The sequence below is a fragment of the Streptosporangium sp. NPDC000239 genome, assembly GCF_040300765.1.
Taxonomy (GTDB): Bacteria; Actinomycetota; Actinomycetes; order Streptosporangiales; family Streptosporangiaceae; genus Streptosporangium.
On record NZ_JBEPEI010000019.1, the window covers coordinates 85,224 to 111,030 of the forward strand.

Genomic DNA, 25,807 nt, shown 5'->3' on the forward strand with positions numbered 1-25,807 from the left:
TTGAGAAGAGGTTCACATGCTTGGAAATATCCTGATAACCGGTGGAGCGTCCGGGCTTGGCCGGGCGGTGGCCGTCGCGGTCGCCAAGGAGGGCGGCAGTCCTCTGGTCGTGGACGTCAACCCGCCGGAGAACGGCTTCGACCACGTGATCGCCGACCTGACCGACCGCGCCCAGACCGAACGGGCCGTGGCCGAACTTGCCGACCACGCCGGAGGTCTGGACGGGGTCGTCACCGCCGCCGGGATCGACGCCTGCGGGCGGCTGGAGGACGTGCCCGCCGACGCCTGGGAACGGGTCGTCCAGGTCAACCTGATCGGCACCGCCACGGTCGTCCGGGCCGCACTGCCGTACCTGACCGCCTCCCGGGGACGGGTGGTGACCTGCGCCTCCACGCTGGGGCTGCGGGCACTCAGCGACGCGACCGCCTACTGCGCCTCCAAGTTCGGGGTGGTCGGGTTCACCCGCGCCCTGGCCGCGGAACTGGCCGGACGGGTCGGGGTGACGCTGCTGGTGCCCGGCGGGATGCGCACCCCGTTCTTCGACGGCCGCACCGAGCAGTACAAACCGGGCCCCGACACCCTGCTCAACCCGCCGGAGGACGTGGCCGCCACCGTGCTGTTCGCGCTGTCCCAGCCGCCGGGATGCGAGGTCAGGGAACTGGTCGTGTGCCCCTCGACCGAGGCCTCCTGGCCGTGACCGCCCCCGATCCCCGGAGCCGGTTCCCGGCAGGCGCACCGCCGCCCGTCCCGGGACCTTCGGGCACCGGGGTTCCCGGGCCGCGGCATGCGGGTGAGCCGACGGTGCTGGTGCTGCGGGGCCTGGGCCTTGGCGACCTGCTGACCGCCGTACCGGCGTTGCGCGGCCTGCGCCGTGCCTGGCCCCGGCACCGGATCGTGCTGGCCGCGCCCGCCGTACTGGCCGGGCTGGCCCGGCTGACCGGCGCCGTCGACGAGGTCCTGAACGTCCACGGCCCCGGGCCCGTCCCCTTCCTCGGGGCCGAGGTGGCGGTCAACCTGCACGGCGCGGGACCGCAGAGCACCACGGCGCTGCTGCGCACCGCCCCCGGCCGGTTGCTCACCCACTCCCATCCCACCCTGCCGGAGGTGTCCGGCCCCGCCTGGCGGGACGACCGGCACGAGGTGGAGCGCTGGTGCGCCCTGCTTGAGTGGTACGGCATCGCCGCCGACCCCGCCGACCTGGCACTGCCCGTTCCGTCCGTCGAGACGACCGGGGAGGCCGAACCGGCCGGGCTCACCGGAGGCGTCGAAGTCGCCGGGTCGGCGGGCACGGCCGTGAACGCCGGATGGGCCGGGGAGGCCGAAAGGCCGGGGCATGTGATCGTCCATCCCGGGGCGGCCTTTCCCGCCCGCCGCTGGCCCCCCGACCGGTTCGCCCAGGTCGCCGCCGCCCTCGCCGATGACGGCCACCGCGTTCTCATCACCGGGGACGCCGCCGAACGCGACCTCGCCCACACCGTGGCCGCCCTCGCCGGGCTGCCTCGCGAAGCCGTGCTCGCGGGCCGTACCGGACTGGAGCGGCTGGCGGCGCTGGTCGGGACGGCACGGCTGGTGGTGTGCGGGGACACCGGGGTCGCGCACCTGGCCACCGCGCTGTCCACCCCCTCTGTCGTGCTCTTCGGCCCCACCCCGCCCGCCCGCTGGGGTCCCCCGCCCGGGAGAGGGCACCACGTGGTGCTCTGGCGCGGCCGCACCGGCGACCCCTTCGCGACCCGGCCCGACCCCGGTCTGCTGACCATCAGCCCCGCCGACGTCCTGGCCGCCATCGCCACCCTGCCGGCCGCAGAGGAAAGGAGCCCATCATGAGAGTCCTGGTCACCGGAGGAGCCGGATTCCTCGGCTCCCATCTGTGCGAACGCCTCCTGGCCCGTGGCGACGAGGTGATCTGCATGGACAACTTCCTGACCGGATCGCCCGGCAACGTCGAACACCTCATGGGCCGGCCCGCCTTCCGGCTCATCGAGACCGATCTGACCGGCTTCGTCCATGTTCCCGGTGCCGTGGACCTCGTCCTTCACCTGGCCTCGGCCGCCTCCCCCGTCGACTACCTGCGCCACCCCATCGACACCCTCAAGGTCGGCAGCCTGGGCACCCTGCACGCCCTGGGCCTGGCCAAGGAGAAGCACGCCCGTTTCGTGCTGACCTCAACCAGCGAGGTCTACGGCGACCCCCTGCAACACCCGCAGAGCGAGACCTACTGGGGCAACGTCAACCCTGTCGGCCCGCGCAGTGTCTACGACGAGGCCAAACGTTTCGCCGAGTCCCTGGCCACCGCCTACCGCAACGCCGCGGGCACCGACACCGCGATCGTGCGGATCTTCAACACCTACGGTCCCCGGATGCGTCCGTACGACGGCCGCGCCATCCCCACCTTCATCCGCCAGGCCCTGCACGGCGAGCCGATCACCGTGACCGGCGACGGCTCCCAGACCCGCTCCATCTGCTACGTCGACGACACCGTCGCCGGCATCCTGGCCCTGGCCGACAGTGACTTCGCGGGCCCGGTCAACATCGGCAACCCCGCCGAGGTGACCATGCTCGAACTGGCCCACACCATCCGTGACCTGGCCGGATCGTCCTCACCGATCGTCTTCGTCCCCCGCCCGACCGACGACCCGGCCGTGCGCCGCCCGGACACCGGCCTGGCCGCCGCCCGGCTGGGCTGGCAGGCCACCGTCCCGGCGGCCGAGGGACTACGCCGGACCATCGACTGGTTCACCGCCCAACTCCACCGCCCCGAGGAACTCACCCGTAGCTAGGCTCCGGGGCCTGCGTCTCACCGATTCACCGCCGGAACCGGGGGTAGTGCCTCGGGAACTCGGGACTCACAAGGCTCGAAGGCCCTTGGGGCCCACAAGGTTCGGGGAGGGGAGTGCGGGTGCGGGTGAACCGGCGGGACCTCGTCGTCGACGGGCTCACCGTCGCCGGTCACCGTCGGCGGGGTCCCGGTGGTGCCGTCGTCTGTGTCCACGGGGCCGGGGTGTCCAGCAGGGAACTGCTGCCCTTCGTCGACGCGCTCGGGGAGCGGCACGACACGTGGGCCCTCGACCTGCCCGGCTTCGGGGCGAGCGCCAAGCCGTCCCGCCCGCTGACCCTGCCCGCTCTGGCCGACGTCGTCGCCGCCTGGGTGACCGAGGCGGGACTGGAACGGCCCTGCCTGCTCGGTGGCTCCTTCGGCTGCCAGGTGGTGGTCGACATCGCCGTCCGTCATCCCGAGCTGGTCTCGGCCCTGGTGCTGGCCGGTCCCACGGTCGATCCGCACTCCCGCTCCCCGGTACGACTCGCCGGTCAGTGGCTGCGCAACTCCGTACGGGAGGACCCTCGGATGGTGCCGTTGAACGTGGCCGACTACCGCGACGCGGGGCTACGACGGGTGCTGGCGACGTTCGGTGAGTCGATCCGCGACCGGATCGAGGACAAACTGCCCCTCGTCACCGTTCCCACCCTGGTCGTGCGGGGAGAGTACGACAGGCTCGTGCCCCAGCCCTGGGCGGAGGAGGCGACCAGGCTGCTGCCACGGGGACGCCTGGTGATCATGGAAGGGCTGCCCCACATGACGCCCTACCGCGACCCTCGGGGTCTCGCCCGGATCGTGACGGACTTCCTGGCGGAGGTGCGAACGTGAGAGCGCCCCACCGGCTGACGCCTGTCAGCCCTCTCCCCGGCCAGGCCGTGACGAACCTTCCGAGGGAGGTCGGGCCGTGAAACCGGGCAAGGTCGTGGCGTCGTTCGACTCGGCGACCGGCATGCTGCGCGCGCTCTCCCGTTTCCTGCACGGCCGTGACGTGCCGCTCATCGGGCAGGGGCCCGCGTGGGCGGAGCCGTGGGCCTCCGCCGTACTCGGCCTGGCCAACAGGCTTCCGCGTCCGCTCCAGGAAAAGGCCTACGCCGCCAGTGGTTGGGCCGAGGCCGTACCACCCAACCGGGTCGGCGACATCAGGTCGGACGACCTGGCGCGGTGGGTCACCGGCCACTACCCCCGGCGCCGTGGCCAGGTGGCCTTCGTCGGGTCGTCCAACGGCGCCCTGGTCCACCTGGCCGCCGCCGTGGCCGCCCCCTGGCTGCCGCAGACCCTCCTGATCCCGGTACGGCGTCGCGGCGTCCATCCGGACGAACCCCGCCGGGACCTCCTCGCCACCCAGGAGGCCGGAAACGCTCTGACCAGCGCGAACCCGGACCTCGTCCTGCACCAGATGCACGACGCCAACCAGGACCGGCTGATGATCGCGGGGATGACCTACTTCCGGGTCAAGTGGCGGCGGCTGCCCGAGGCCTACCGGCGTTTCCTTGAGGCGAGCCTGGAGCCCGGCGCGACCCTGGTGGTCGTCGAATGCGGCCTGCGCAGGCCGGTGACACGGGTCGGCCCCCGCCATGTCTTCCAGCACGGCGCGCTCGGCGGGGCGACGCCACGGGAGTACGAGGAGGGCGGCCCCCGCGTCGCCGACTACCTACGCCGCTACGGCTCTCCGCATCGCGGGTGGGACTACCCGCCGGTTGACGAGGAGAGCCCGGAGGCCGAATGGGGGTTCGAGCCCTCACTGCTTCCCGACCTGCGGGAGCTGGCCGCCCGCAACGGCTGGCGGCTGCTGCGGCTGCGTTTCACGGAGCCGGAGGAGCTCAGCCCCGTGGTCGCCGACCTCTACCGGGACCGGTACCGACGGCGTGACCTGCCCGCCGACCGGCTGCTCGCCGAGTGCTTCCTGCTCCTCGAACCGTGGTGGACGCTGCGCAGCGGGTCGGTGCCGTACTGGATGGTCTTCAACACCGAGCCCTCACTCGCGAGCCTGACCGGCTATCTCGACCGCTCCGACCCCTTCGCCGAGATCAGGCTGTTGCTGTTCTCCCACGGGGTCGAGTCCGTCGGGCTGGCCTCGATCGAGCAGTGGCGTCAGGTGCTGGCACGGGCGGAGAAGGTGGGCGTGTTCACCGGCGTCGATCCCCGGGCCTACCCACGCGACTTCGCCGGCCTGGCCCGCGCCCACCGGGAACTCAGCAGAATCAGGACGACGTACCCGATCCCCCCGCCCCTCCCCTGGCCCGACGCCGAGGCCTTCCTGACAGCCCGGCTGGGACCCCTCCAGGACGATGAGTGACCCGGTATCAGGGGAGGAGCGGTGAGCCCGTGGTGAGGGCGCGGTGAGGGGCGGGCTTCATGGTTGGGGGGTCGCCGGGCCACACCGAGGGCCGGCCGAGACCGAGGAGTTCTGATGGGTGTTCTCGCCGGCAAGACGGCGCTGGTCACGGGTGGTTCGCGGGGCATCGGCAGGGCGGTCGCGGTACGGCTGGCGGCCGAGGGGGCCCTGGTCGCCGTCCACTACGGCGGTGACGACGCGGCGGCCCGCGAGACGGTGGCGCGGATCGAGAAGGAGGGCGGCCGGGCGTTCGCCGTACGGGCCAGGTTCGGTGAGCCGGGCGCGATCGACCTGCTCTTCGAGGGGCTGACCGAGGGGCTGGCCGGGCGTGGCCTGGACATCCTGGTCAACAACGCGGGCATCGCGTCGATCAACCCGATCTCCCAGGTCACCCCCGAGGAGTTCGAGCGGCTGCTCGCGGTCAACGTGAGCACGCCGTTCTTCGTGATCCAGCGCGCGCTGCCGCTGCTGAACGACGGAGGCCGCGTCGTCAACATGGGTTCGACGGCCACCAGGATCGCGGTCCCCATGCAGATCGGCTACACCGTCAGCAAGGCGGCGATCGAGGCGATGGCGCCGTCCCTGGCCAACGAGCTGGGCGGGCGCGGGATCACGGTGAACACGGTCGCGCCCGGTGTGGTGCGGACCGACATGACCGCGGGTCACACGTCCATCCCCGAGGTGGTCGCCGCGTTCGAGGCCATCACCGCGCTGGGACGGCTCGGCGAGCCCGAGGACGTCGCCGACGTCGTCGCCTTCCTGGCGAGCCCCCAGGGCCGCTGGGTGACCGGGCAGACCATCGACGTCTCCGGAGGGACCTACCTCGGTCCCATCGGGTGACCGTCCTTCGGCGCCGGTCACGGCCCGGGTCGTCTCCCAGGAGGCACCGTGATGACCGGCCTGTTCTCCAGCCGTGGTCCCGCGTGATCGGGAGACCGGCAACGGGGATAATCGCTTATATGCGGTTTGGGCTCCTTGGGCAGACCTGTGCGTGGCGCGATGACGGGAGTGAGATTCCGCTCGGAGGTCCCGCCCGTCGCGGGTTGCTCGCGCTGTTGCTGGTGAACCCCGGTGAGGTGGTCTCCGCCGATCGGCTGGCCGACGAGGTCAACCCCGACGAGGCGCTGTCCGCGCACGCCCTGCAGTCGCAGATGTCCCGGTTGCGTACGGCTCTCGGCACGGCGGCGACGATCGAACGGGCCGGGGCGGGCTACCGGATCGTGGTTCCCCGTGACGACGTGGACGCCTTCCGGTTCGAACGGCTGGCACGTGAGGGGCGGGCCGCGCTGCGGGAGGAGGACGCCGAACGCGCGGTGGCACTCCTTCGGGAGGCGCTGGCGCTGTGGCGGGGGCCCGCGCTGGCCGACCTCACCGGCAGTCCGGCCGCCGTCCGTCTTGAGGAGCTACGGCTCACGGCGCTTGAGGACCGGATGGAGGGCGAGCTGCGGCTCGGCGGGCACCGCGCGCTCGTGCCCGAGCTGCGGGAACTGGTCGGCCGTCACCCGCTGCGGGAACGGCTGGCGGGGCTGCTGATGCGCGCGCTGTTCGCCGAGGGCGGGCAGGCCGCGGCGCTGGCGGCGTTCGAGGAGACCAGGAGGCACCTGGCCGACGAGCTGGGCGCCGACCCCTCGGCCGAACTTCTCGCGCTGCACCGGGAACTGCTGGCCGCCGACCCGTCTCCCCCGCCCGTCGCGCCGCCCGCCCAGCTGACGTCCTTCGTCGGCCGGGCCGGGGAGGTGGCCGAGGTCGCCGAGTTGCTGCGGACGGCCCGGCTGGTCACCCTGGTCGGTCCCGGCGGCGTCGGTAAGACACGGCTCTCGGTCGAGGTCGCCGGGGCGCCGGGGGTCGCCGGACCCGCCGCGGGCGCCAGGTCCTCGGGGAGGGCCGCCGACGACGTGTGCTTCGTCGAGCTCGCCGCGCTGCGGGACGGCGCCGAGCTGCCGCAGGCGTTGCTGGGCGCGCTCGGCCTGCGGGAGAACGGCCTGCGTCTGGAGGTCGGTGAGCGGCGGCCGGTCGACCGCCTGATCGCGGCACTCGCCGACCGGGTGCTCCTGCTCGTCCTGGACAACTGCGAGCACCTCGTGGAGGAGGTGGCTCCGCTGGCGGCCCGGCTGCTGGCCGCCTGCCCCCGGCTGCGGGTGCTGGCGACGAGCAGGGAACCGCTCGGGATCACCGGGGAGCACCTGTGGCAGGTACGGCCCCTCGACGACGAGGCGGCCGTGCGGCTGTTCACCGACCGGGCCCGTGCCGTACGGCGTGGCTTCGCCGTCGCCCCGGCCGTCGGCACCGCCGACGGTGGTACCGAACGGGTCGTGCGGCGGATCTGCGCGGCCCTCGACAATCTGCCGTTGGCCATCGAGCTCACGGCGGCCAGGCTGCGCACCCTGGAACTCGACGACCTCGCGGGGCGGCTCGACGACCGGCTCGCCGTCGCGGCACGCGGCAGCCGTACCGCCCAGGAGCGGCACAGGACCCTGCGGTCGGTGGTGGCGTGGAGCTGGGACCTGCTGCCGGAGGCCGAACAGCGGGCCGCGCGGCGTTTCACCGTCTTCACCGGGGGCGCGAGCGCCGAGGCCGCGTCACGGGTGTGCGGCATCGACGGCGAGACGCTGGAATCCCTGGTCGACAAGTCTCTTCTTGAGGTCGTCGGCGGGCGTTACCGGATGTTGGAGACCATCCGCGCCTACGGTGCGGAACAGCTCGACGCGGCCGGGGAGGCCGAGCCCGTACGGCGTGCCCACGCGCGTGCCGTCCTCGACCTGTTCAGGACCGCCGCCCCGCACCTGCTGCGGACACGGCAGCTGGAGTGGCTCGGAGTCCTGGCGCGTGAGCACGGCGACCTGCCCGCGGCGGTGCGCTGGGCCGTCGAGTCCTCGGACACGGCCGTGGGCCTTGAGCTGCTCGCCACGGCCTCGGCCTACCTGTGGATTCGCGGCGTCTCCCTCTCGGTCGCGCCGTACGCCGTCGCGCTGCTCGACGTGATGGGTGAACGGCCGCCCGCCGGGCTCGGCGAGGAGTACGCGGTGTGCGTGCTGCTGGCCGCCTCCGGTCCCGGGGGCCGGGAGGTGTGGCGGCGGCACCGCGCCGCGGCGGGGCGGGCGCTGGCCGCCGCGTGGCCGGGCGACCGGCCGGGGCGGTATCCGGCCGTCCTGCTGCTGTGGATGATGCACAACACGGGCGGGGAGGGCGCGCTGGAGACGTTCGCGCTGGTCACCGCCCAACGTGACTGCCCTCACGGGTGGGCGCGGGCGGTCGCCCGGTACGTGCTGGGGTTCGGGGCTCTGGGGGAGTTCTTCGGCGAGGGCGACTCCCTCGGCGAGAGCGGCCTGCCCGGTATGGCGGAGGCCGCGCGTGTCTGGGAGGGGGCCGTCGAGGAGTTCCGCGCGTTCGGCGACCGGTGGGGTACCGCGCTGGCCCTGGACGCGCTCGCCGGTCTGGCGGTCGCGCGTGGCGACCGTACCCGGGCGGTCGCGTTGATCGACGAGGCACTCGACCTCACCGACCAGCTCGGAGCCCTGGAGGACGCCGCCGACCTGCTGGTCAACCGGGGTGACCAGCTCGTCGAGACCGACCTGGCCGCGGCCCGCGCCGACTACGACAGGGCCGCCGCCCTGGCCCGGAGGGCGGGCAGTTCGAACTACGTCGGGGCCGCCCTGCGCGGGCTTGGGGACATCGCCCTGCGGGACGGCCACCTCGCCGAGGCGGAGAGCCACTACACCGAGGCGCTTGAGCTGATCGACCCGCTCTGGATCAGGAGCGTGGGCAACCGGGTACGGCTGCTCGCCGGACTCGGCAGCCTCGCCGAGACGCGTGGCGACCGGGCCACGGCCAGGGCGCGTTTCCGGCAGGCCGCCGAGTCCGCGACGGCCGTGACCGGGGCCCCCGGGGCGGACGCGCTGCGCCTGATCGGCCTGCCGGAGAGCCTTGTCGAAGCGGTGAGCTCCGGGGCCAGGGCGGTGTGACCTCTGTGGTCATGCGGGCCTCGGAACCAGGCCGGCAGGCTCAGGACGGCTCCCGGAACGAGGACGAACACCGTGTGGGCTCCGAAGAACCCATGGCGGCTCCCGGAGCGAAGACGGACACCGCATGACCCGGGGCCAAGGCGGCTCCCGGAAACGTCGTGTGAGCCTCGGGACGGAGGCGGTGAGTTCGCGGTGAGCCCGCGGTGAGCGTGTCGCGTGAAGCTGTGCGGCATGAGAAACGTCCTGGTCTCCGGCGCCTCGGTCGCCGGTCCCGCGCTCGCCTACTGGCTCTCCCACCACGGTTTCAAGGTCACGATCGTCGAGCGTGCCCCGGCACTGCGTGAGGGGGGTTACGCCGTTGACTTCCGCGGGAAGGCGCACCTGTCGATCCTGCGCCGGATGGGGGTGCTCACCGACCTCGAAGCCGTCCAGACCGACATCACCTCCACGTGGTACGTCGACGGCACGGGCAGGCCGCAGACCAGGATGCCCGACGACCTGTTCTCCGGGGACGTCGAGATCCTCCGCGGTGACCTGGCCCGCATCCTCTACGAGGCGACCAGGGACCGGGCCGAGTACGTCTTCGGGGACTCCATCACCTCGCTGACCGAGAACGGCCACGGGGTCGACGTGACCTTCGAGCGTGGCGCGCCGCGCAGGTTCGACCTGGTCATCGGCGCCGACGGGCTGCACTCGAACACCCGCCGCCTGGCCTTCGGGCCGGAGGAGGACTACGTCAAGCACCTGGGCGTCTACTGCGCGATCTTCACCACCGGCAACCACCTGGGCCTCGACCGCACCGGGCACGCCTACCTGACCTCGGGCAAGCTGGTGGCGATGTACAGCTCCAACGGCAACGCCGAGGCCAGGGCCGTCTTCTACTTCGCCTCACCGCTGCTGGAGGGCGTCCGCAGGAACGTGGAGCGGCAGCAGGCCGTGCTGGCCGAGCGTTTCGCGGGCAACGGCTGGGAGAGTGACCGGCTGCTGCGGGAGATGCGTCACGCTCCCGACTTCTACTTCGACTCGGTCGGCCAGGTCCACATGGACCGCTGGACCAAGAGCCGGGTCGCCCTGGTCGGTGACGCCGCCTGCTGCCCCTCCTCGCTCTCGGGCATGGGCTCCGGGCTCGCTCTCGTCGGCGCGTACGTCCTGGCCGGTGAGTTGGCCGCCGCGCGCGGCGACCACAGGACGGCCTTCGCCCGCTACGAGGAGACGATGCGGGAGTACGCCAAGGGCTGCCAGAAGATGGGAGAGGGCGTGGCCGGGTACATGGTCCCGGAGAGCCGCCTTCTGACCGCGTTCCTCCACCGGTACTACAAGGTCATGCCGTACCTGCCGGGCAAGCAGATGATGGTCAAGAAGACGCGCAGGGTCGCCGAGAACGTCGTCCTCCGTGACTATGGGAACTAGGCGGTCCTCACCTGCGCGGCGCCGCCTTGACCGACCCGAAGATCCGAACTCCGTACCCGACAAACTGGCTTGACCTCGTTGACAAGGGATGATCTTGGACATACGTTCCAGGAATGTCCAGTCGATTACTGGCTCCACTGCTCGTCCTACTGCTCTGTTCGTGCTCGGCGCCCACGCCGGAAGGATCCGCTCCGGCCGTGGCGGAACCCGCACCGGCAGGACCCGCCTACGAGGGCCCCGCCCTGCCGGGCCTCGCGACGGAGCAGGCGTGGACGATACCCCTCGGCTCCATCCGTGACGCCGTCGCCGTCGGCAAGTCCTTCGCCGTACTCGGGCGGGCCGCCGACACCCTCCTCGCCCTCCAGGTGATCGACGCCGCCACGGGCAAAGAGCTCAAGAGCATCCCGATCGAAGACGAGGACGCGACCCTGCGCGTGGACACCGATCACGGCAAACCGGTGGCAGTGGTACGGCACAAGCGGCAACTGGCCGCGTCGGGGCTGACCGCCGAGTCCATCCAGATGTCCGACCTGGTGGTTGACGAGACGGGGGCGGAGGTTTGGCGCTCGCCGGAGGGCGGCACCTTCTTCGTCGGTGGCTACGTCGCCGAAGGCGAGGCGGACGGAGCCGGTCTTGTCAATGTGTCCAAGCTGTCCACCCTCGGGGGCGAGCAGGCTGTCGCCCTGCCGATCGGTGCCGAGGAGGAGAACTCCCTGCTCGGCGTCATCGAGGACAAGGCGGTGTACTGGCCGAGGGGGATGCTCCTGGACGAGGAGGCGGCGGTCGTCCACGGCTTCGACCTGTCCAAGGGCGGGAGCCTGCTCTGGCGGCTACCGCGAGACGTGCAGGGCAGAACCATCGTCGGCGACTCCCTGTTCACCTGGCAGTCGGACGGGATGTCCTCCACACACTCGCTGTACGACCTGATGACGGGTGAGCGGTTGGGCGGGTTCGAGGTTTCGAACTCGGTGGGTGTGCGATGCGCGACGTCCGCCTTCGACGCCGACAGCGATACCGTGCTGTGCGACGGGCCACTGACGCTGATCGACTCCAGGACCGGTGAGCTCCGCGTCCCCGCTGTGGAAAACCAGCGTGAGGTGTCGGTCGAGTCGGCCTTCGGCGGAATCGCCTACCTCAAGGTCAAGCAGGAGCAGGGAGCCGAGCCTCTCTACCTGGCCCTGGACGACAGGACCGGCAAGGTGCTCGGCGGCGACCTGCCCGCGGCGCCGTTGGGGGTCAGCACCGATGGCTACGCGCTGATCTGGCACAACCTCCATGCTTTCGGGTTCAGGCGGGCCGCCTGACTGGTCCGAAGTCCGTACGAACCTTGACCCTCGAACGAGTTATCCCCAGTTTCCACAGGTTCGTACACAGGTTCGACGAGGTGTGCATGGCCGAGCCGTACGACCGGGGGGCTGGTCGTACGGCTCGGTGATCGGGGAGAAGCGGTCGGGGAGGGTCAGCCGACCTGGTTGCTGGTCCAGCGCTGGGTCGAGTCGGAGGAGTTGCAGGTGGCCAGGACCAGGGCGGTCCCGCCGGTGGTGCCACCGCCGCTCGCCGCGACGCACTGGTTGGTGCCGACGCTCGCCTTGATCTGGTAGGTGATCCCGGAGATCGAGGGGAACGTCCACTTCTGCGCGGTCGCGCCGGTGCAGGGGACCTGGACGATGGCCGTCCCCGCGGTGCCGCTGCCGGCCAGCGGGCTCAGGCACTTGGCGCTGTGCGCGCTGGTGATCGTGTAGGAGCTGCCGCCCGCCGCGTCCAGCTTCCACTGCTGGTTCTTCAGGCTGTTCTGCGGCCACTCCACGATGGCGGCGTTGTCCGCGGTGCTGAAGGAGTACAGGTCCATGGCCTGGTTCGGGCCGGTGGAGTCGACGACGTCGTTGGTGAAGACCGTGGTGATCCCGTTGTCGACGGCGCCCGCGGGGTTGCTGCCGGAACCGGTCAGGACGATCAGCCCGTCGGACGGCTCGGAGGTGCGGGAGACGCCGCCGTAGGTGATCTTCTCCCGGATCGTGTAGGTCGCGCTGGTGTTGGCCAGCAGACCCGTCACCCGGACCGAACGCTGCCAGATCGGGACGGTGGCGACCACGGTGCCGTTGCGCAGCACCTGGGCCTCACGGGTGACGCCGGAACCGTAGACCGGGGTGCTCGGCACGTAGGTGAAGACGATCTCGGTGCCCTCCACGTCCACGGCCGAGAACAACTGTGGTGCCAGCGGCGGGACCGTGGTGATGGCCGGGACCGTGGAGCCGTGCTCCAGGTAGGAGCTGTCCTTGGCGGCGTTCCAGTGGGTGGACAGGTAGGTGCCCACGGGGACGACGCCGAAGTAGTCATCCTTGCCGCAGTCCAGCAGCCGGACGTCCAGCGGGTCGGAGCAGACCACGGTCGAGCCGCCCTGGCAGAGGGTCTCGTTGGAGTCGGTGCAGTGACCCCCGGAGGTGTGGTTGGGGGAGCCCAGCAGGGTTCCGCCCAGGGCGTGCGCGAGTTCGTGGGTCATCTCGTGCCCGGTGGAGCAGCCCGGCGACAGGCTGATCCAGGTGGCGTAGGAGTTGTGGCGGTTGCCGGTTCCCATGGTGTTGTCGTCGTTGATCCGGCCGTCGCTGACCGTGCCGCCGCAACCGGTGCTGTTCTCGAAGTAGGCGATGTAGATGTGGTCGGTGTCGGTGTACCCGAGGGTCTTCAGGGCCCCGGTCCAGTCGCCGTCGGACGAGCCGGTGGGAACCTCGACGGAGTCGATGTCCACGTCACAGCCGGTCGAGCCGGTGGTCTCGAAGCGGACCCAGCGCTCGGCGCCGTCCCGGCGGGCGCTGTCGTTCACGTTCTCCTGCGTGACCCACGCGGCCTGCCGGATCAGCGGTTCCTTCTCGGTGAACCGGTTGGAACCCGACTCGTAGGCGTAGATCAGTTTGACGCGGTGACCACTGGTTCCGTCGCCGACGCAGTGCACCTGCGAGATGACGGGGACGCTCGCCGCGGCGGGCGTCGCGGGGACCAGGCCTACCATGACGAGGGCGGGCACCACGACGGCGACCGCCCGTGCCCATAAACCTCGCCTCTCACGCTTCGATGACATCGGACCTCAATCTCTCCGCGGCTTCCGGTGGTTCCTCGCGCACGCCGAAGACACCCGTGTGTCCATGGCGAATGAATCGACGCCTGGCCGGACGCACCGGTCGCGTTTTGTGGTGAATTTCGCCCTGTTGGCGCGATCGCCACGATAACCCGCGTCCAATCGTTGGGGAACCGTCAAACGGTAACGGAAAAGAAACTTTACAACTGAGGAAAATGTGACGGATGGTAAACGCGACCCGATTCACAGGCTCCCTGGACTGTCAAGCGAACAAGCTGCCAAAAGTCGCCTGATCCCGGACATCCAGCGGCGCGAGAGAGCGCTTTTCACCCCTGAACACGCTGCGCATCGGGAAAGTGAGTCACCGCGACCACACAACGCGCGAAACGAACTGTTCTCACGGGGCAAACCTTTCCTTCTTCTATTTTTCATGTTTCTGCGAACGAAATGGAGAGAGGGACAGGGCACGGAGACGAGTGGGATCGGCGATCACCTCGTATTCGGTGATCATTCCTTCCTCGATCGTGAACGTGAGAACGAGCAGGAGACGGCCGTACGGGGCGACCACCGCGCCCACGGTCCCGTCCACGAGGGCCGGTTCGGCGTACCTGGCCCGACCACCGAGGACGAGGACCTCCCCCGCGACGGCCCGCGCGCCCCGGGAGACGGCCGGGACGCCCGGCGGCAGGGTGGCGGGATCGGCGCGGCGCACCACCCCGGGGGCGAGCACCGCAAGGAGCGCCTCCATGTCCCCCTCACGGGAGGCGGCCAGGAACGCCTCGACGACCCGCCGGTCGGCGGAAGAGGCCGAACCGGAGGCCCTGGGCGGCGCGACCTTGTGGCGGGCCCGGCTGGCGAGCTTCTTCGTGGTGACCGTGGTGCGTCCGACGACCGGCGCGATCCGGTCGAACGGCACGGCGAACAGGTCGTGGAGCACGAACGCGACGCGTTCCGCGGGGGCCAGGGTGTCCAGCACCACCAGCAGCGCCCGGCCGACCGACTCGGCCAGCAGAGCCTCCCGCTCGGGGTCGCTCCCCCCGTCGTCCGGCTGTCCGAGAACCGGCTGCCCGAGCGGGTCCTCCCTGCGGGCCGCGCGGGAGCGCAGCATGTCGAGACAGACGCGGGAGACGACCGTCGTCAGCCATCCGGCGAGGTTGCCGATCTCCCCGGCGTCGACACGGACGAGCCGTAGCCACGCCTCCTGGACGGCGTCGTCCGCCTCCGCGGACGAACCGAGCATCCGGTAGGCGACGGCCCTCAGGTGGCCCCGGTGCGCCTCGAACCGCTCCGCGAGTTCGTCGTTGCCGTCCATCCCGGTCACCTTCGCTCACTCCCCCTCGTCAGTTCCATGACGAACACGACACGAACAAGGTGACACGGGGAGAACCGATGACCGTCAACACGCGACCGTCCCTGCTGCGGATCGACTCAAGTGCCGACGACTCCGGCGAGTCCGTCAGCAGACGGCTGACCACGCTGTTCGCCGACCTGTGGTGCGAACGGCACGGCACCGCCGGGTACCGCCACCGGGACCTGGCCGTCGAGCCGGTGCCGCCGATCTCCTCGGCCTACTGCGTCCTGGGCAGGCGGGTCGAGGTCAAGGGGCCCGTCCCGCCCTCCGAGGTCGGCGCCCTGGTGGAGAACCCGGAGGAGGAACGGGAGTGGGCGCTGACGCTGCCGCTGATCACCGAGGTGCTGGCGGCCGACACGGTGCTGTTCGGCGTGCCGATGTACAACTTCGCCGTTCCCGCCGCGCTGAAGGCGTGGATCGACCGGGTCACCTTCCCCGGCGCCTTCCCCGAGGGGAGCCTGGCCGGGACGAGGGTGGTCGTGGTCCTCGCGCGGGGCGGCGCCTACGGGCCGGGCACGCCCAGGGAGGCCTTCGACTTCCAGGAGCCCTACCTGCGGGCCTATTTCGGCGACCTCGGGGTGGCCGGGGAGCACCTGCACCTCGTCCGCGCCGAGATGACGCTGGCGGACAGGCTCCCGGAACTGGCCCGCTTCCAGCCGTTCGCGGAGAAGTCCCTGGCCGAGGCCACGGCCGCGCTGACCGCCCTGCTCACCGGTTGAGTCACCGGTTGATGAGCGGGTCCCGCCTGCCGGCCACGTACTCCTGGGCCGCCTGGACGAAGGCGCGGACGCGGTTGGTCTCCGCCCCGGTACGCCACAGCAGCCGCCACTCGAAGACGGCCCCGTCGGTGAGCGGAACGTAGGCGACGTCCGGCCGCGCGTCGTACTCCGCGGCGTGGGTGGGGACGGGGAAGACACCCTTGCCCGCGCCGACGAGCGCGCACATCTCCTGGATGGTGCTGAAATCCGGTCCGCGCTCGATGAGCGCGCCACCGGGCGTACGGCGCGGCACCAGGGCCTCGTCGGCGAAGTCGGGCAGCAGGCGGGGACGCAGGACGTTCTCGTGGGCGAGGTCGTCGAGCGTGACCGCGTCGCGGCGGGCGAGGGGATGGCGGGCGGAGACCGCGAGCAGCGGTTCCTCCCGGAACAGGACCGGGCTGGCGCTGAGCCCCGAGCCCTCCTGAGGCGAGAGCACGGCGACCAGGAGGTCGATCCTCCCCTCGTCGAGGAGGGTCGTGCCGTCGCTGTAGGCGTTCTCCCTGACCTGGACCTGGCAGGTGGGGTTGCGAGTGTGGAAGACGTCGGCGACCTCGTAGACGAACCGGCCGACGGCGGTGCCGATGAACCCGACGGTCAGCACTCCGTCGAGGCCCCGGCCCGCGGCGACCGCCCTGGCCACGCCGTCGAGGATCTGCTGGTAGGCGGGGGCCAGGTCCTCGTGCAGGCGGCGGCCGACCGGGGTCAGCTCGACCCTGCGGCTGGTCCGTTCGAACAGCCGGACCCCGATGCGGCGTTCCAGCTGCCTGATCGTCTGACTGACCCTGGCCGTGGACACCCGCAGGTTCTCGGCCGTCCGCCCGAAGTGCAGCTCCCTGCCGAGCTCCAGGAAGATCTCCATGTCCCGCCGCTCCACCGCGAACCCCCGTTCGTGAACCTGTGTGTTAACGAACGTTGCATAACACGGCATTGTTCCGGGTTTCAGAGTGAATGATCCTTAAGAGGTCAGCACGTTTCGGAAGACCGAAAAGACCACGGGGAGACGGGGAACATGGGAGAGCACACGCCGACACTGGTGCTGGGCGGCACGGGCAAGACAGGCAGCCGCGTCGTGCGGCGGCTGACGGAACGCCACCTGCCCGTGCGGATCGGCTCCCGCTCCGGTGGGGTTCCCTTCGACTGGGAGAACCGGGAGACCTGGGCTTCCGCGCTCCAGGGAGTGCGGGCGGTCTACGTGTCCTACCACCCGGACCTGGCGGCCCCAGGCGCGCCCGAGGCGGTCGGCGCCTTCGCCGAACTGGCGGTCGCCCAGGGCGCGCGGCGGCTGGTGCTGCTGTCCGGCAGGGGCGAGGAGGAGGCTCAGGCCGCGGAGGAGGCGGTGCGGGCGTCGGGAGCCGACTGGACGATCCTGCGGGCGAGCTGGTTCGCCCAGAACTTCAGCGAGGGGTACCTGCTCGACCCGGTGCTGGCCGGTCAGGTCGTACTGCCGGTCGGGCAGGTGCCCGAGCCGTTCGTCGACGCCGACGACATCGCCGACGTCGCCGCCGCCGCGCTCACCGAGGACGGGCACGTGGGTGAGGTCTACGAGCTGACCGGCCCGAGGCTGCTCACCTTCGCCGAGGCGGTCGCCGAGATCGGCGACGCGTCGGGACGCCATGTCGGCCTCACCCAGGTCTCCGCGAGGGAACACGCCGCCGCGATGCTCGCCGAGGGTGTCCCCGCCGAGGTCGTCGACCTGCTGACCTACCTGTTCACCACCGTGCTCGACGGCCGCAACGCCCACCTGGGCGACGGCGTGCGGCGCGCCCTGGGGCGGCGGCCCCGCAACTTCGCCGACTACGCCCGCGCGACCGCCGCGACCGGCGTCTGGAACATCTGAGACCGGGAGACAGCACCATGATCAAGCTTCTGCAGACGGTCTCCCTGCTGGCCGCGACCCTCACCACCGGCCTCATGGCCGGGCTGTTCGCCGCCTTCTCCTACGCGGTGATGCCCGGTCTGGCGCGCTCGCACGACCGCACCTTCGTCGAGGCGATGCAGCGGATCAACGTGGCCATCATCAACGGCTGGTTCATGGTCTGCTTCCTGGGCGGCCTCGCGTTCACCGTCGCGGCGCTGGTACTGCACCTGAGCACCGGCCGGGAACTCCTGCCCTGGATCATCGCGGCCCTCGTCCTGTACGCGGTCATGTTCGTCGTCACCAGCGCCGTCAACGTGCCGCTCAACGACCAGCTCGCCAAGGCGGGCCAACCCGGTGACATCGCCGACCTGGCCGCCGTACGGCACGCCTTCGAGGCGCGGTGGGTCACCTGGAACATCGTCAGGACGGTCGCGAACGTCGCCGCCTTCGCCGCCCTCACCTGGGCGCTCGTCCTGCACGGCCGGGTCACCGCGACCCCGGCCCCCACGCCGGCTCCCGGCGCCGCCGGGGCCACCCAGGCCGCGCCGTACGGCCAGGCCCCCCACGGAGCCGCGCCATACGGCCAGGCCATGCCGTATACCCGGGCCGCGCCGTATGGCCAGGCTCCCCATAGGGCCGCGCCGTACGGCCAGGCGCCCGGCGGGTGGTGACGCCGGCGGCGGGGCCGTCCGCAGCGGTCAGGCCGGGGGCGCCTCGATCACCGAGGGCCAGCGCAGCAGGGCGGGCAGCGTGAGCAGGGCGACGGTCAGGTGCACCACCCCGCCGACCACCCAGGGGGCCGTCAGGCCGTAGGCGGCGGCGACCAGACCTCCGGCGAGGGCGCCGAGCGGCAGCGCGCCGAAGGCGATCATCCTGGTCGCGCTGCCGACCCGGCCCATCAGCCGGTTGGGGACCAGCCGCTGGCTGAGCGACTGGGCCATCACGTTCCACACGGACAGTCCCGCCGACCAGACGCCGAACAGCGCGACCACCACCACGGGCTGCCTGCCGAACAGGCCGATGGCCACCAGGCTCAGCGCGCTGGCGACCGAGACCCCGATGACCACGGAACGGGTGCCGAAGCGGCCGACGACCCGACGGCTGACCAGGCCTCCGGCGACCCCGCCGATCGCCATCGCGGCCACCAGGACGCCGTATCCCGCGTCCCCGACGCCCAGGACGTCCCTGGCGAAGAGCACGGTGACCGACTGGGCCATGAAGACGCTGAAGTTGCTGGTCGCGGCCAGCAGGACGACGACACGCAGCACCCGGTGCCCGGCCAGCCAGCGCACGCCCTCCATCATCTCGGCCACCACCCCGCGCCGCCCCTCGGCCGCCTCCGGGGCGGGAGGCACCCTGAAGTGACCGGCCGCGTTGCGGATCCGGGAGATCAGCACGATCGAGACGACGTAGGTCGCGGCGTTCACCCACAGCGGCAGCGGGATGAACAGTACGAACAGCACCGAACCGAGCGCGGGCCCCAGGAACATCCGGCCGAGCGTCTCGGCCGTCACGTTGCGCCCGTTGGCGGTCTCCAGGTCGGCGCCGCGCACGACCGTGGGGATCAGCGCCCGGCTCGACCCCATGAAGAGGATGTCGCCGACGCACAGCCCGAACGCCAGGATGTAGATCATCCAGATCCTGGTGCCGCCCAGCGTCACGATCAACGCGACCGTGACGAGCAGCAGCGTCTGCGCCGTCTGGGCGCCGATCATCAGCAGGCGCCGGTCGTAGCGGTCGACGATCACGCCGCCGACCAGGGCGAGCAGCAGCCAGGGCAGCTCGGTGGCCAGCGGCACCCAGGAGATGAGCCGGGGGTCGTCGGTGAGTTTGCTCGCCAGCAGCGGCAGGGCCGCGATCACCACGCCCTCGCCGAGCGTCTGGATCGAGTAGGCCGAGAGCAGGTAGTTGAAGTTGCGCCCCAGGCCCCCTTCCGCCCGCCGTACGGCCGTGTCCTCGGTCACCACGAGCCGACCCCCTCAACCGCGTCGGGGTAGGTGAGGACGCCCGCGACCTTGGTCTTCGTGCCGGGCCCCAGCGCCCTGATGTCCACCTGGCCGACCTTCTGGAAGCGGCAGCCGCCGCCCGCGTACCCCCCGGCCGGGGTGTAGTAGAGCCCCCAGCAGGCCTCCCACGGCTCGACGCGGCCGGTCACCGGATCGACGACCGGTTCGTGGCGCGGCACGACCCGTTCCTGCACGATCGCGCCCGTCTCCGCCCCGTCCCGCAGGGCCCGCAGCCACTCGCGTTCGCCGACCTCCCAGCCCGCGACGATGCCCCGCCCGCTGTAGGCGTCGTTCGGCTTGAGGATGAGACGCTCCCTGCGCTCCACGCACTCCTCGAACAGGCCAGGCTCCCCAAGGGAGCGGGTCCAGGGCAGCACACGGTCGATCAGCGCCCGCTCCTCGGCGGAGAGCCGTACCCCGAGACCGGGGTCGGACAGCAGCGTCATGCAGGCCTTCTGCCGGTAGATCTCCGTCTCCAGCGGGGTCCAGACGACCACGCTCCCCTCCTCGTGCGCGGCCAGGAGCCGCTCGGTGAGCCGGAGGCCCTCCGGGTGGTCGACGACCTGGTCCACCTCGAAGACGCGGTAGACCACGTCGACCGGGGTGCCGCGGAACAGGACCCGGCCGTTCCCGAAGCCCAGGTCGGTGATCTCGCCCAGACGGCAGTCGAGGCCGAGGTCGCGCAGGAGCCGGTGCAGCGGACGCCAGGCCACGCCGTAGTCGGCCAGCCCGCCCTCCCCCTCGATCAGGGCGACCACCGGATCCCGGCCCCCGGTGACGGCCGCGCCCGCCTCGCGCAACGCCTCGGCCACCTTCTCCGGGGCGTCGACGAAGCCGAGGCGGTGCCGTTCGGCGAAGGCGCGCAGCGCGTCGTGGTCGAGCATGGCCCTGGTCGCGGGACCGACCCATTCGAGGCCGCCGGTCTCGCTGGTCGCGTTGAACTCCAGGATCTTGAACGACTCGCCGTCGTGGTAGGCGTCGATCCGGCCGAAGCGGTACGGCCTGGCCCCGCCGAGACGGCGCATGAGCCGGGCCCTGCGCGGTTCGACGCCCAGGGTCCGGCAGAGCCGGTCGAGGTCGCCGTCGTAGAGCCGTTCGGGCAGCGACATGAGGATGTCCACGGCGCGGACCACGTCGTCGGCGAACCGGTTCAGCTCCCCCTCTCCGACGAAGACGGGCCGGTTCAGATACCGGCGGTCGATGCCGGCCAGGTACGGGAAGCGCTCCTCGTCGTGCAGGTCGATCTCCGCGAGGGGACTGCCGCCGCGTAACAGCTCCTCGTTGTACAGCTCCGTGACGCGATTGGTCATGAGACCGCTCCGGATCCGACGCGCCGGTCGATCACCGGTCTGACCTTCCCGCTCACCGGGTTCCTCGGCAGGCCCCCCTCGGGGTGGCACTCGACGAGCAGCCGGAACACCTCAAGCCCGTCGCCGAAGGCGTGCCGGTCGCTCAGCGCCTCGAACTCGCTCCCCAGCAGGTGCCGTACCTTCTCCGGGTCGAGGTCGAGCGGCGACTCGGTACGGACGACCACCGTGTCCGTGCCGTCGCTCGAAGTGATCTCGACCTGGAGCCGGGAGACCTGGAAGACCGCCAGCGCGGTGAGGATCTCGTCGTACAGGACCGTGCGGGCCTTGACCTTGATCAGGCCGTCCGACCTGCCGAGATACTCCAGGATCCTGCCGGGGGTCCCGCAGCCGCAGTCACGGCCGGGCAGGACGCGGCCGACGTCGCCGATCCGGTAGCGGACCAGCGGCCCCTCGAACTTCTGCAGGGCGGTGACGAGCAGGTGGCCGGGTTCGCCGTCCGGCACCGGGCGGCCCTCCTCGTCGACCACCTCGATCAGGTTGTAGTCGTCGCACAGGTGGTGCAGCGTGCCGTCGAGGCCGGGGCACTGGTAGCCGAGCTGGGCGCCGTCGTTGGCCGCGAGGATGCTGGAGATCACCCGGACCCCGAGCCGTTCGCGCAGCCACGCCTTGTCGGTCTCGGTCATCGCGGTGCCGCCGTAGACGACCTTCTCCAGGCGCAGGTCAGGCTCGCGGGCCGCGGCCTCGCGCAGCAGGGGCAGGATCAGCGCGGGCTGGCCGACGACGGCGTTGACGGAGAAGTTCCGCACCAGCGCGAGCAGGTCGTCGACCGTGATGTGCTGGCCGGTCGTGTAGCACTCGATCGGCATCCGCGACAGCTCGCAACTGCTGGTGATCAGGCCGCCGTAGAGGCTGCCGCCGAACAGGGCGTTGACCAGCCGGTCCCCCTTCTCCAGGCCGACGCCGTACAGCATGGGCACGGCCTCGCGCACCATGTTGGACCAGTCGGTGAGGGAGTAGACGATGTAGCGCGGCTCCCCGGTGGTCGCCCCGCTGCGCAGGATCTCGCCGCTCGGCGGCGCGTCGCTGGACATGTCCCGGCTGACCGGCGGCGTGTGGGCGTCGAGGACCGCCTTGTCCAGGATCGGCAGCCGGGTCAGGTCCTGCCGCCCGGTGACGGCGGGCAGGTCCCGGTAGTACCGGGTACGGCGGGCCCGCCCGGCCAGGTAGCGAAGCTTCGCCCCGATCCGTCCTGGTTCCTCGGCCGCGTCCCGGCCCCGGGCCACGGCCAGGGAGACACCGGCCAGGTGGTCGCGGGTGAACAGCCGCCCGACCCACCCGGCCCTGGCGTCGGCGGCCAGTTCGGCGGCCCGCCTGGCGGCCTCGGTGGGGAAGGCGCCCCGGACCCGGGGCGGCGGGACCTCCACGGGCGGCCCCGCCGTACGGTCGTCCCGGTCCGTCACCGTGACGTCGGGCAGTGGCACGCCCGCCCCGGTCAGCAGGCCGGTCACCGCGAGCCACAGGTCCCGGCGCCCGGTGCGCACGACGACCCGGTTGCCGGTGGCCAGGCCGTACAGCAGGCCGCGCAGGGTGGCCCCCGGCTCCTCGTCGTCCAGCGGCACCGTGCCGACGGGGGCGAACTCCTCGACGTCGCCGTCGGGCAGGGGCCGCCACGGATACCGGCCGAGGCCGTCGAACAGCTCGTCGAGGGCCTCGGTGAGCGCGGTGCCGTTCAGCAGGCCGGTCAGCCCGTGTTCGGCGAGCGCCTCCACGGGATGGCGTTCGGCGTGTTCGACGGCCAGCAACAGGTCGGTCGGGTAGTGCCTCACCGCACGCCCTCCGGCCTGACGAGCGGGCCCTCCGACCGGACAGGCGGGCCCTCCGGCTCGGTGGAAGGGCTTCCCGGCCTGACGGGAGGGCTTCCCGGTCTCACCGGCGGGCCTCCCGGTCTCACGAGAGGGGCCAGGACGAACTCGCCGAGGATCTGCCTGAGCACGCCGGGGTCGGGGTGCGAGGCCTCGATGAAGACCGGGATCTCCCACTCCTGGTAGGAGATGTGGTCGGGCAGCGGCTGCCTGCCGTCCAGGCTGTGTACCTTGTCCACCCACGGGTGGTTCCTGATGTGATCGGGCACGTCCACCGTGTAGCCCTCCGCCGGCTTCAGGTGGTGGCCGGGGAAGATGGCGAAGCCGTGGTAGCGCCCGCTCGCCGGGCGCGGTCGCGGCCTGGGCCAGCCGAGCCGGATGGCGATCTCGTGCGAGGGCAGGTGCACCCCGGTGTGACGCAGGTGCGAGGTCACGATGCCCGCGCCGCCGAGCCGGTTGGCGGCCTCAAGGAAGACCAGCTCCTGCTCCTTGGTCTCGAAGAACTCAAGGTGGACGCAGCCGGTGTCGATCTCCAGGGCCCTGAGCACCCGTTCGGCGAAGACCCGGTGGCGTTCGTCGTGCTGGATCTGGTGCGAGGCGATCGGCGTCCCCTGCGCGAAGTCCAGCGGCGTCCGCACACACCTGCTGAACACGACGTCGACCAGCTCGCCGTCCTGGACCAGCCCGTCGGCGTGCAGGACGTCGCCGTCCACGTACTCCTCAAGCTCGAACCCGCCGGGGTCGCCGAGCGCGCGGCAGGCGGCCAGCGCCGCCTCGGCCGTCTCGTGGATGACGACCTCCTGGCTTGAGGCGCCCTGCCGGGGTTTGAGGACGGTCCTGCCGCTCCACGGCAGCGAACCGGGTACGGCGTCGGCCGCCACGAAACGCGGGTGACGAACCCCCGAGCCTTCGAGCGCCTCCTTCATGCTGACCTTGTCGCGCACCCGGCGCAGCCGGTCGAGGGAGGGGCCCTCGATCCCGAGGTGGCGCCGTACCCGCCAGGCCAGCAGGACGCCGTCCTCCGACAGCGACAGCAGCTGCTCGAACCCCTCGGCGGGGGAGACGTTCTCGATGATCCACCCGGCCAGGTCGTCGGCGGGGCCGACCTCAAGTCTCCGGCAGCGCAGTCCCTCGGGCAGTTCGGCGATCCGCTCCGCGCGGCCGACGTAGGTGACGTCGTGGACCTCGTGGTCGATGGCGAGGTGGTAGTCGATCTTCCGGTAGGGAACCTGGTGGACGACCAGAATCTTCATCGCGCGTACTCCAATGCGGTGACTCCCCAGCTGAAGCCCATGGCGCTCGTGGCCAGGAGGACCAGGTCCCCGCGCCGCAGCGCCCGCCGTTCCCTGAGCCCGTCCAGGGCGATCAGGGTGTCGGCGCCTCCCATGTGGCCGAGCCTGTGGTAGTTGAAGACGCTCTTCTCCCGTGGCAGCCCGAGCTCCCGCAGCAGCCGCTCGTGCATCCTCCGGTCACCCTGGTTGATCAGGAAGTGGGCGACGTCGTCCCGTTTGCCGCCGACGGCCCGCAGGGTCTCCTCGACCAGCCGGGTGAAGTTGTCCACGTAGGCGTCGGCGAGTCCGGAGCGGTGCGGCCCCCTGCGGATCACCAGGCGCCCGTCCCGCTGCTCACCGTGGTAGTAGTCGGCCCAGCTCGGGTCGGTCCGCACCGCGGTGTGCAGCACCTCGAAGACGGCCTCCCGCCTCGACAGCAGTACGGCCGCCGCCGCGTCGCCGAAGTTGAACAGCTCCTTGGACCCGGGGTCGGCGTGGTCGACCAGCTGGCTGAGCCGGTCGGCGACGAGCACCAGCGCGTACCCGTCGCCGCGCTGCCCGGCGAGCCGGTCGAGGGCGATCCTGATCGCGGTCGTGCCCGCGTTGCAGAAGTTGGCCACCTCGAAGCAGTGCGCGTCCTCGACGCCGAGTTCCGCGGCCACCCGCGCCGCCGGTGACCAGAACGGGACGTCCCACTCACCGGAGCCCGCGAAGATCACCTGCCTGACGTCCCCCGGTCGCACCGCCGTACGGCCGAGCAGTGCCCTGGCCGCCTCGGCGGCGAGTTCCCAGGACTGTTCCGTCTCGCCCAGGACGGGGAACTCCTCGGTGTGCGTGATCTCCCTGATGGCCTCGACCGGCACGCCGGAGGCCCGGTGCATCAGGTGGACGGCGGCCCGTCCCCTGGGGAGACGGACCTCGAAGTCGACGATGCCGCCCATCAGTCACCGGACTGGATGCTGACGCGGTGCACCGTCCGCCCGACGCCCGGCTCGACGGCGGTCGCGCAGTGGTAGGTCGTCGCGGTCTTCCAGATGACCAGGTCGTTGGGGGTCCAGCGGTGGGTGTAGACGTGCTCGGGGTCCTGGACGAGCTCGTCGACGATCGCGAAGAAGGCCGCGTTCTCGTTGGCGTCGAAGCCGACCACCGAGTCGAGGTACTCGGGAGAGCCGTACAGGTAGGGGCGTCCGGTGAAGGGGTCCTCGCGCACCAGGGGGTGCTCGACCTTCGGGTGTTCGATGTCGATCAGCGCGCGGAACTCGGCGACCGACAGGCCGACGTGCTCCTTGCCGATCCGCAGGCGCTTGTTGACGGTCGCCAGGGCGTTCCTCCCGGCGATCTTTCGCTTCCACTCCTCGGGGAGGCGTTCGTAGACGTCCACGGCGCTGGCGTAGAGCGTGTGCCCGCTGGTCGAGGGCACGTTCACGCCGTGCAGCATGGTGTAGGGCGCCGGGTCGGCGATGTAGGAGGAGTCCTGGTGCCAGAAGTTGCCGACCCTGGCCACCCCGACCGGTTTGTTGTTCCGCACCTCGTTCGAGGAGATCATGATCTCTTCGAACTCCGGATGGCGATACTCCCTGAGCAGGAAGGGGACGGGTCTGCCGAGGCGTCTGGCCAGGGTGATCTGCTGTTTCGGGGTCAGCTCGACGCCGCGCACGACCACGAGTTCGCGCCGTCTCAGGTTGTCCACGAGCTGGTCGAAGAGTTCTGGGCGTTCGAGGTCCTCGTAGGTGACGCCGGTCAGCTCGGCGCCAATGAACGGGGTGATCTCACTGATCGTCATGGTTGGCCCTCTC

General features: G+C 71.4%; 21 protein-coding genes. 12 read left to right on the forward strand and 9 right to left on the reverse strand.

The features are described 5' to 3' along the window. Nucleotides 1-16 precede the first annotated feature (16 nt). The 9 genes from ABT340_RS34115 (at nucleotide 17) to ABT340_RS34155 (ending at nucleotide 11,826) form a co-directional block, all read left to right on the forward strand. Nucleotides 17-697 (forward strand): SDR family oxidoreductase, encoded by a 681-nt coding sequence (locus tag ABT340_RS34115; RefSeq protein WP_352015014.1) that lies wholly within the window; start codon nucleotides 17-19, stop codon nucleotides 695-697. A gap of 104 nt (nucleotides 698-801) precedes the next feature. Continuing rightward, a complete protein-coding gene (locus ABT340_RS34120) occupies nucleotides 802-1,824 on the forward strand; it encodes a glycosyltransferase family 9 protein (RefSeq protein ID WP_352015015.1) in 1,023 nt (340 codons plus the stop codon). Then, the gene (locus ABT340_RS34125) at nucleotides 1,821-2,777 is read left to right on the forward strand and encodes a UDP-glucuronic acid decarboxylase family protein (RefSeq protein WP_352015016.1); all 957 of its coding nucleotides are present in this window, start codon (nucleotides 1,821-1,823) and stop codon (nucleotides 2,775-2,777) included. Before ABT340_RS34120 ends, ABT340_RS34125 begins: the two co-directional genes overlap by 4 nt. A gap of 125 nt (nucleotides 2,778-2,902) precedes the next feature. Next, entirely contained in the window at nucleotides 2,903-3,643 is a 741-nt protein-coding gene (locus ABT340_RS34130) for an alpha/beta fold hydrolase (protein ID WP_352015017.1), read from the forward strand. A 76-nt stretch (nucleotides 3,644-3,719) separates the two neighbouring features. After that, the gene (locus tag ABT340_RS34135; protein ID WP_352015018.1) at nucleotides 3,720-5,111 is read left to right on the forward strand and encodes a hypothetical protein; all 1,392 of its coding nucleotides are present in this window, start codon (nucleotides 3,720-3,722) and stop codon (nucleotides 5,109-5,111) included. Between the two features lie 114 nt (nucleotides 5,112-5,225). Then, nucleotides 5,226-5,990 carry an SDR family oxidoreductase gene (locus tag ABT340_RS34140; protein ID WP_352015019.1) on the forward strand — a complete coding sequence of 255 codons (765 nt, stop codon included), beginning with the start codon at nucleotides 5,226-5,228 and terminating at the stop codon, nucleotides 5,988-5,990. Between the two features lie 119 nt (nucleotides 5,991-6,109). Next, a complete protein-coding gene (locus ABT340_RS34145; RefSeq protein WP_352015020.1) occupies nucleotides 6,110-9,112 on the forward strand; it encodes an ATP-binding protein in 3,003 nt (1,000 codons plus the stop codon). Between the two features lie 231 nt (nucleotides 9,113-9,343). Next, nucleotides 9,344-10,522: an FAD-dependent monooxygenase gene (locus ABT340_RS34150; RefSeq protein ID WP_352015021.1), complete on the forward strand. Its 1,179-nt coding sequence runs from the start codon at nucleotides 9,344-9,346 to the stop codon at nucleotides 10,520-10,522. A gap of 197 nt (nucleotides 10,523-10,719) precedes the next feature. Continuing rightward, a complete protein-coding gene (locus ABT340_RS34155) occupies nucleotides 10,720-11,826 on the forward strand; it encodes a hypothetical protein (RefSeq protein ID WP_352015022.1) in 1,107 nt (368 codons plus the stop codon). A 155-nt stretch (nucleotides 11,827-11,981) separates the two neighbouring features. On the opposite strand, the gene ABT340_RS34160 is transcribed toward ABT340_RS34155, so the two are convergent. Together ABT340_RS34160 and ABT340_RS34165 are read right to left on the reverse strand one after the other, a co-directional pair. Continuing rightward, complete coding sequence (locus ABT340_RS34160) at nucleotides 11,982-13,598, reverse strand: RICIN domain-containing protein (protein WP_352015023.1); 1,617 nt, start codon at nucleotides 13,596-13,598, stop codon at nucleotides 11,982-11,984. Between the two features lie 418 nt (nucleotides 13,599-14,016). Next, the gene (locus tag ABT340_RS34165; RefSeq protein WP_352015024.1) at nucleotides 14,017-14,907 is read right to left on the reverse strand and encodes a sigma-70 family RNA polymerase sigma factor; all 891 of its coding nucleotides are present in this window, start codon (nucleotides 14,905-14,907) and stop codon (nucleotides 14,017-14,019) included. A gap of 77 nt (nucleotides 14,908-14,984) precedes the next feature. Between ABT340_RS34165 and ABT340_RS34170 the strand changes: the two genes are divergently transcribed. Further along, nucleotides 14,985-15,665 (forward strand): FMN-dependent NADH-azoreductase, encoded by a 681-nt coding sequence (locus tag ABT340_RS34170; protein ID WP_352015025.1) that lies wholly within the window; start codon nucleotides 14,985-14,987, stop codon nucleotides 15,663-15,665. Between the two features lies 1 nt (nucleotide 15,666). Here ABT340_RS34170 and ABT340_RS34175 read toward each other — a convergent pair whose 3' ends face one another. Continuing rightward, on the reverse strand, nucleotides 15,667-16,563 hold the full coding sequence (locus tag ABT340_RS34175) for a LysR family transcriptional regulator (RefSeq protein ID WP_352015026.1): 897 nt from the start codon (nucleotides 16,561-16,563) through the stop codon (nucleotides 15,667-15,669). A 150-nt stretch (nucleotides 16,564-16,713) separates the two neighbouring features. Between ABT340_RS34175 and ABT340_RS34180 the strand changes: the two genes are divergently transcribed. Next, nucleotides 16,714-17,541 (forward strand): NAD(P)H-binding protein, encoded by an 828-nt coding sequence (locus ABT340_RS34180; RefSeq protein ID WP_352015027.1) that lies wholly within the window; start codon nucleotides 16,714-16,716, stop codon nucleotides 17,539-17,541. Nucleotides 17,542-17,558: 17 nt separating this feature from the next. Next, entirely contained in the window at nucleotides 17,559-18,233 is a 675-nt protein-coding gene (locus tag ABT340_RS34185) for an anthrone oxygenase family protein (protein WP_352015028.1), read from the forward strand. Nucleotides 18,234-18,260: 27 nt separating this feature from the next. Here the strand turns inward: ABT340_RS34185 and ABT340_RS34190 are convergent, their stop codons facing one another. The 6 genes from ABT340_RS34190 to ABT340_RS34215 are packed head-to-tail and all read right to left on the reverse strand — an operon-like array spanning nucleotide 18,261 to nucleotide 25,794. Then, a complete protein-coding gene (locus tag ABT340_RS34190) occupies nucleotides 18,261-19,526 on the reverse strand; it encodes an MFS transporter (RefSeq protein ID WP_352015029.1) in 1,266 nt (421 codons plus the stop codon). Beyond that, the gene (locus ABT340_RS34195; protein WP_352015030.1) at nucleotides 19,523-20,878 is read right to left on the reverse strand and encodes a hypothetical protein; all 1,356 of its coding nucleotides are present in this window, start codon (nucleotides 20,876-20,878) and stop codon (nucleotides 19,523-19,525) included. The genes ABT340_RS34190 and ABT340_RS34195 overlap by 4 nt, the downstream gene beginning before the upstream one ends. Then, the gene (locus ABT340_RS34200; RefSeq protein WP_352015031.1) at nucleotides 20,875-22,704 is read right to left on the reverse strand and encodes a phenylacetate--CoA ligase family protein; all 1,830 of its coding nucleotides are present in this window, start codon (nucleotides 22,702-22,704) and stop codon (nucleotides 20,875-20,877) included. Before ABT340_RS34200 ends, ABT340_RS34195 begins: the two co-directional genes overlap by 4 nt. Next, nucleotides 22,701-23,993, reverse strand: a complete 1,293-nt coding sequence (locus ABT340_RS34205; protein WP_352015032.1) for an ATP-grasp domain-containing protein — start codon at nucleotides 23,991-23,993, stop codon at nucleotides 22,701-22,703. Before ABT340_RS34205 ends, ABT340_RS34200 begins: the two co-directional genes overlap by 4 nt. Beyond that, nucleotides 23,990-24,952, reverse strand: a complete 963-nt coding sequence (locus ABT340_RS34210; RefSeq protein WP_352015033.1) for a 3-oxoacyl-ACP synthase III family protein — start codon at nucleotides 24,950-24,952, stop codon at nucleotides 23,990-23,992. Before ABT340_RS34210 ends, ABT340_RS34205 begins: the two co-directional genes overlap by 4 nt. After that, nucleotides 24,952-25,794, reverse strand: a complete 843-nt coding sequence (locus ABT340_RS34215; RefSeq protein ID WP_352015034.1) for a TauD/TfdA dioxygenase family protein — start codon at nucleotides 25,792-25,794, stop codon at nucleotides 24,952-24,954. The genes ABT340_RS34210 and ABT340_RS34215 overlap by 1 nt, the downstream gene beginning before the upstream one ends. Nucleotides 25,795-25,807 lie beyond the last annotated feature (13 nt).

Excerpts from the sequence above, each read along its gene's own strand:
- ABT340_RS34150 (WP_352015021.1), top strand. The coding sequence starts at position 9,344 with ATGAGAAACGTCCTGGTCTCCGGCGCCTCGGTCGCCGGTCCCGCGCTC.
- ABT340_RS34145 (WP_352015020.1), top strand. The coding sequence starts at position 6,110 with ATGCGGTTTGGGCTCCTTGGGCAGACCTGTGCGTGGCGCGATGACGGG.
- ABT340_RS34170 (WP_352015025.1), top strand. The coding sequence starts at position 14,985 with ATGACCGTCAACACGCGACCGTCCCTGCTGCGGATCGACTCAAGTGCC.
- ABT340_RS34160 (WP_352015023.1), bottom strand. The coding sequence starts at position 13,598 with ATGTCATCGAAGCGTGAGAGGCGAGGTTTATGGGCACGGGCGGTCGCC.
- ABT340_RS34205 (WP_352015032.1), bottom strand. The coding sequence starts at position 23,993 with ATGAAGATTCTGGTCGTCCACCAGGTTCCCTACCGGAAGATCGACTAC.
- ABT340_RS34210 (WP_352015033.1), bottom strand. The coding sequence starts at position 24,952 with ATGGGCGGCATCGTCGACTTCGAGGTCCGTCTCCCCAGGGGACGGGCC.
- ABT340_RS34185 (WP_352015028.1), top strand. The coding sequence starts at position 17,559 with ATGATCAAGCTTCTGCAGACGGTCTCCCTGCTGGCCGCGACCCTCACC.
- ABT340_RS34180 (WP_352015027.1), top strand. The coding sequence starts at position 16,714 with ATGGGAGAGCACACGCCGACACTGGTGCTGGGCGGCACGGGCAAGACA.
- ABT340_RS34195 (WP_352015030.1), bottom strand. The coding sequence starts at position 20,878 with ATGACCAATCGCGTCACGGAGCTGTACAACGAGGAGCTGTTACGCGGC.
- ABT340_RS34140 (WP_352015019.1), top strand. The coding sequence starts at position 5,226 with ATGGGTGTTCTCGCCGGCAAGACGGCGCTGGTCACGGGTGGTTCGCGG.
- ABT340_RS34125 (WP_352015016.1), top strand. The coding sequence starts at position 1,821 with ATGAGAGTCCTGGTCACCGGAGGAGCCGGATTCCTCGGCTCCCATCTG.
- ABT340_RS34165 (WP_352015024.1), bottom strand. The coding sequence starts at position 14,907 with ATGGACGGCAACGACGAACTCGCGGAGCGGTTCGAGGCGCACCGGGGC.
- ABT340_RS34115 (WP_352015014.1), top strand. The coding sequence starts at position 17 with ATGCTTGGAAATATCCTGATAACCGGTGGAGCGTCCGGGCTTGGCCGG.
- ABT340_RS34175 (WP_352015026.1), bottom strand. The coding sequence starts at position 16,563 with ATGGAGATCTTCCTGGAGCTCGGCAGGGAGCTGCACTTCGGGCGGACG.
- ABT340_RS34215 (WP_352015034.1), bottom strand. The coding sequence starts at position 25,794 with ATGACGATCAGTGAGATCACCCCGTTCATTGGCGCCGAGCTGACCGGC.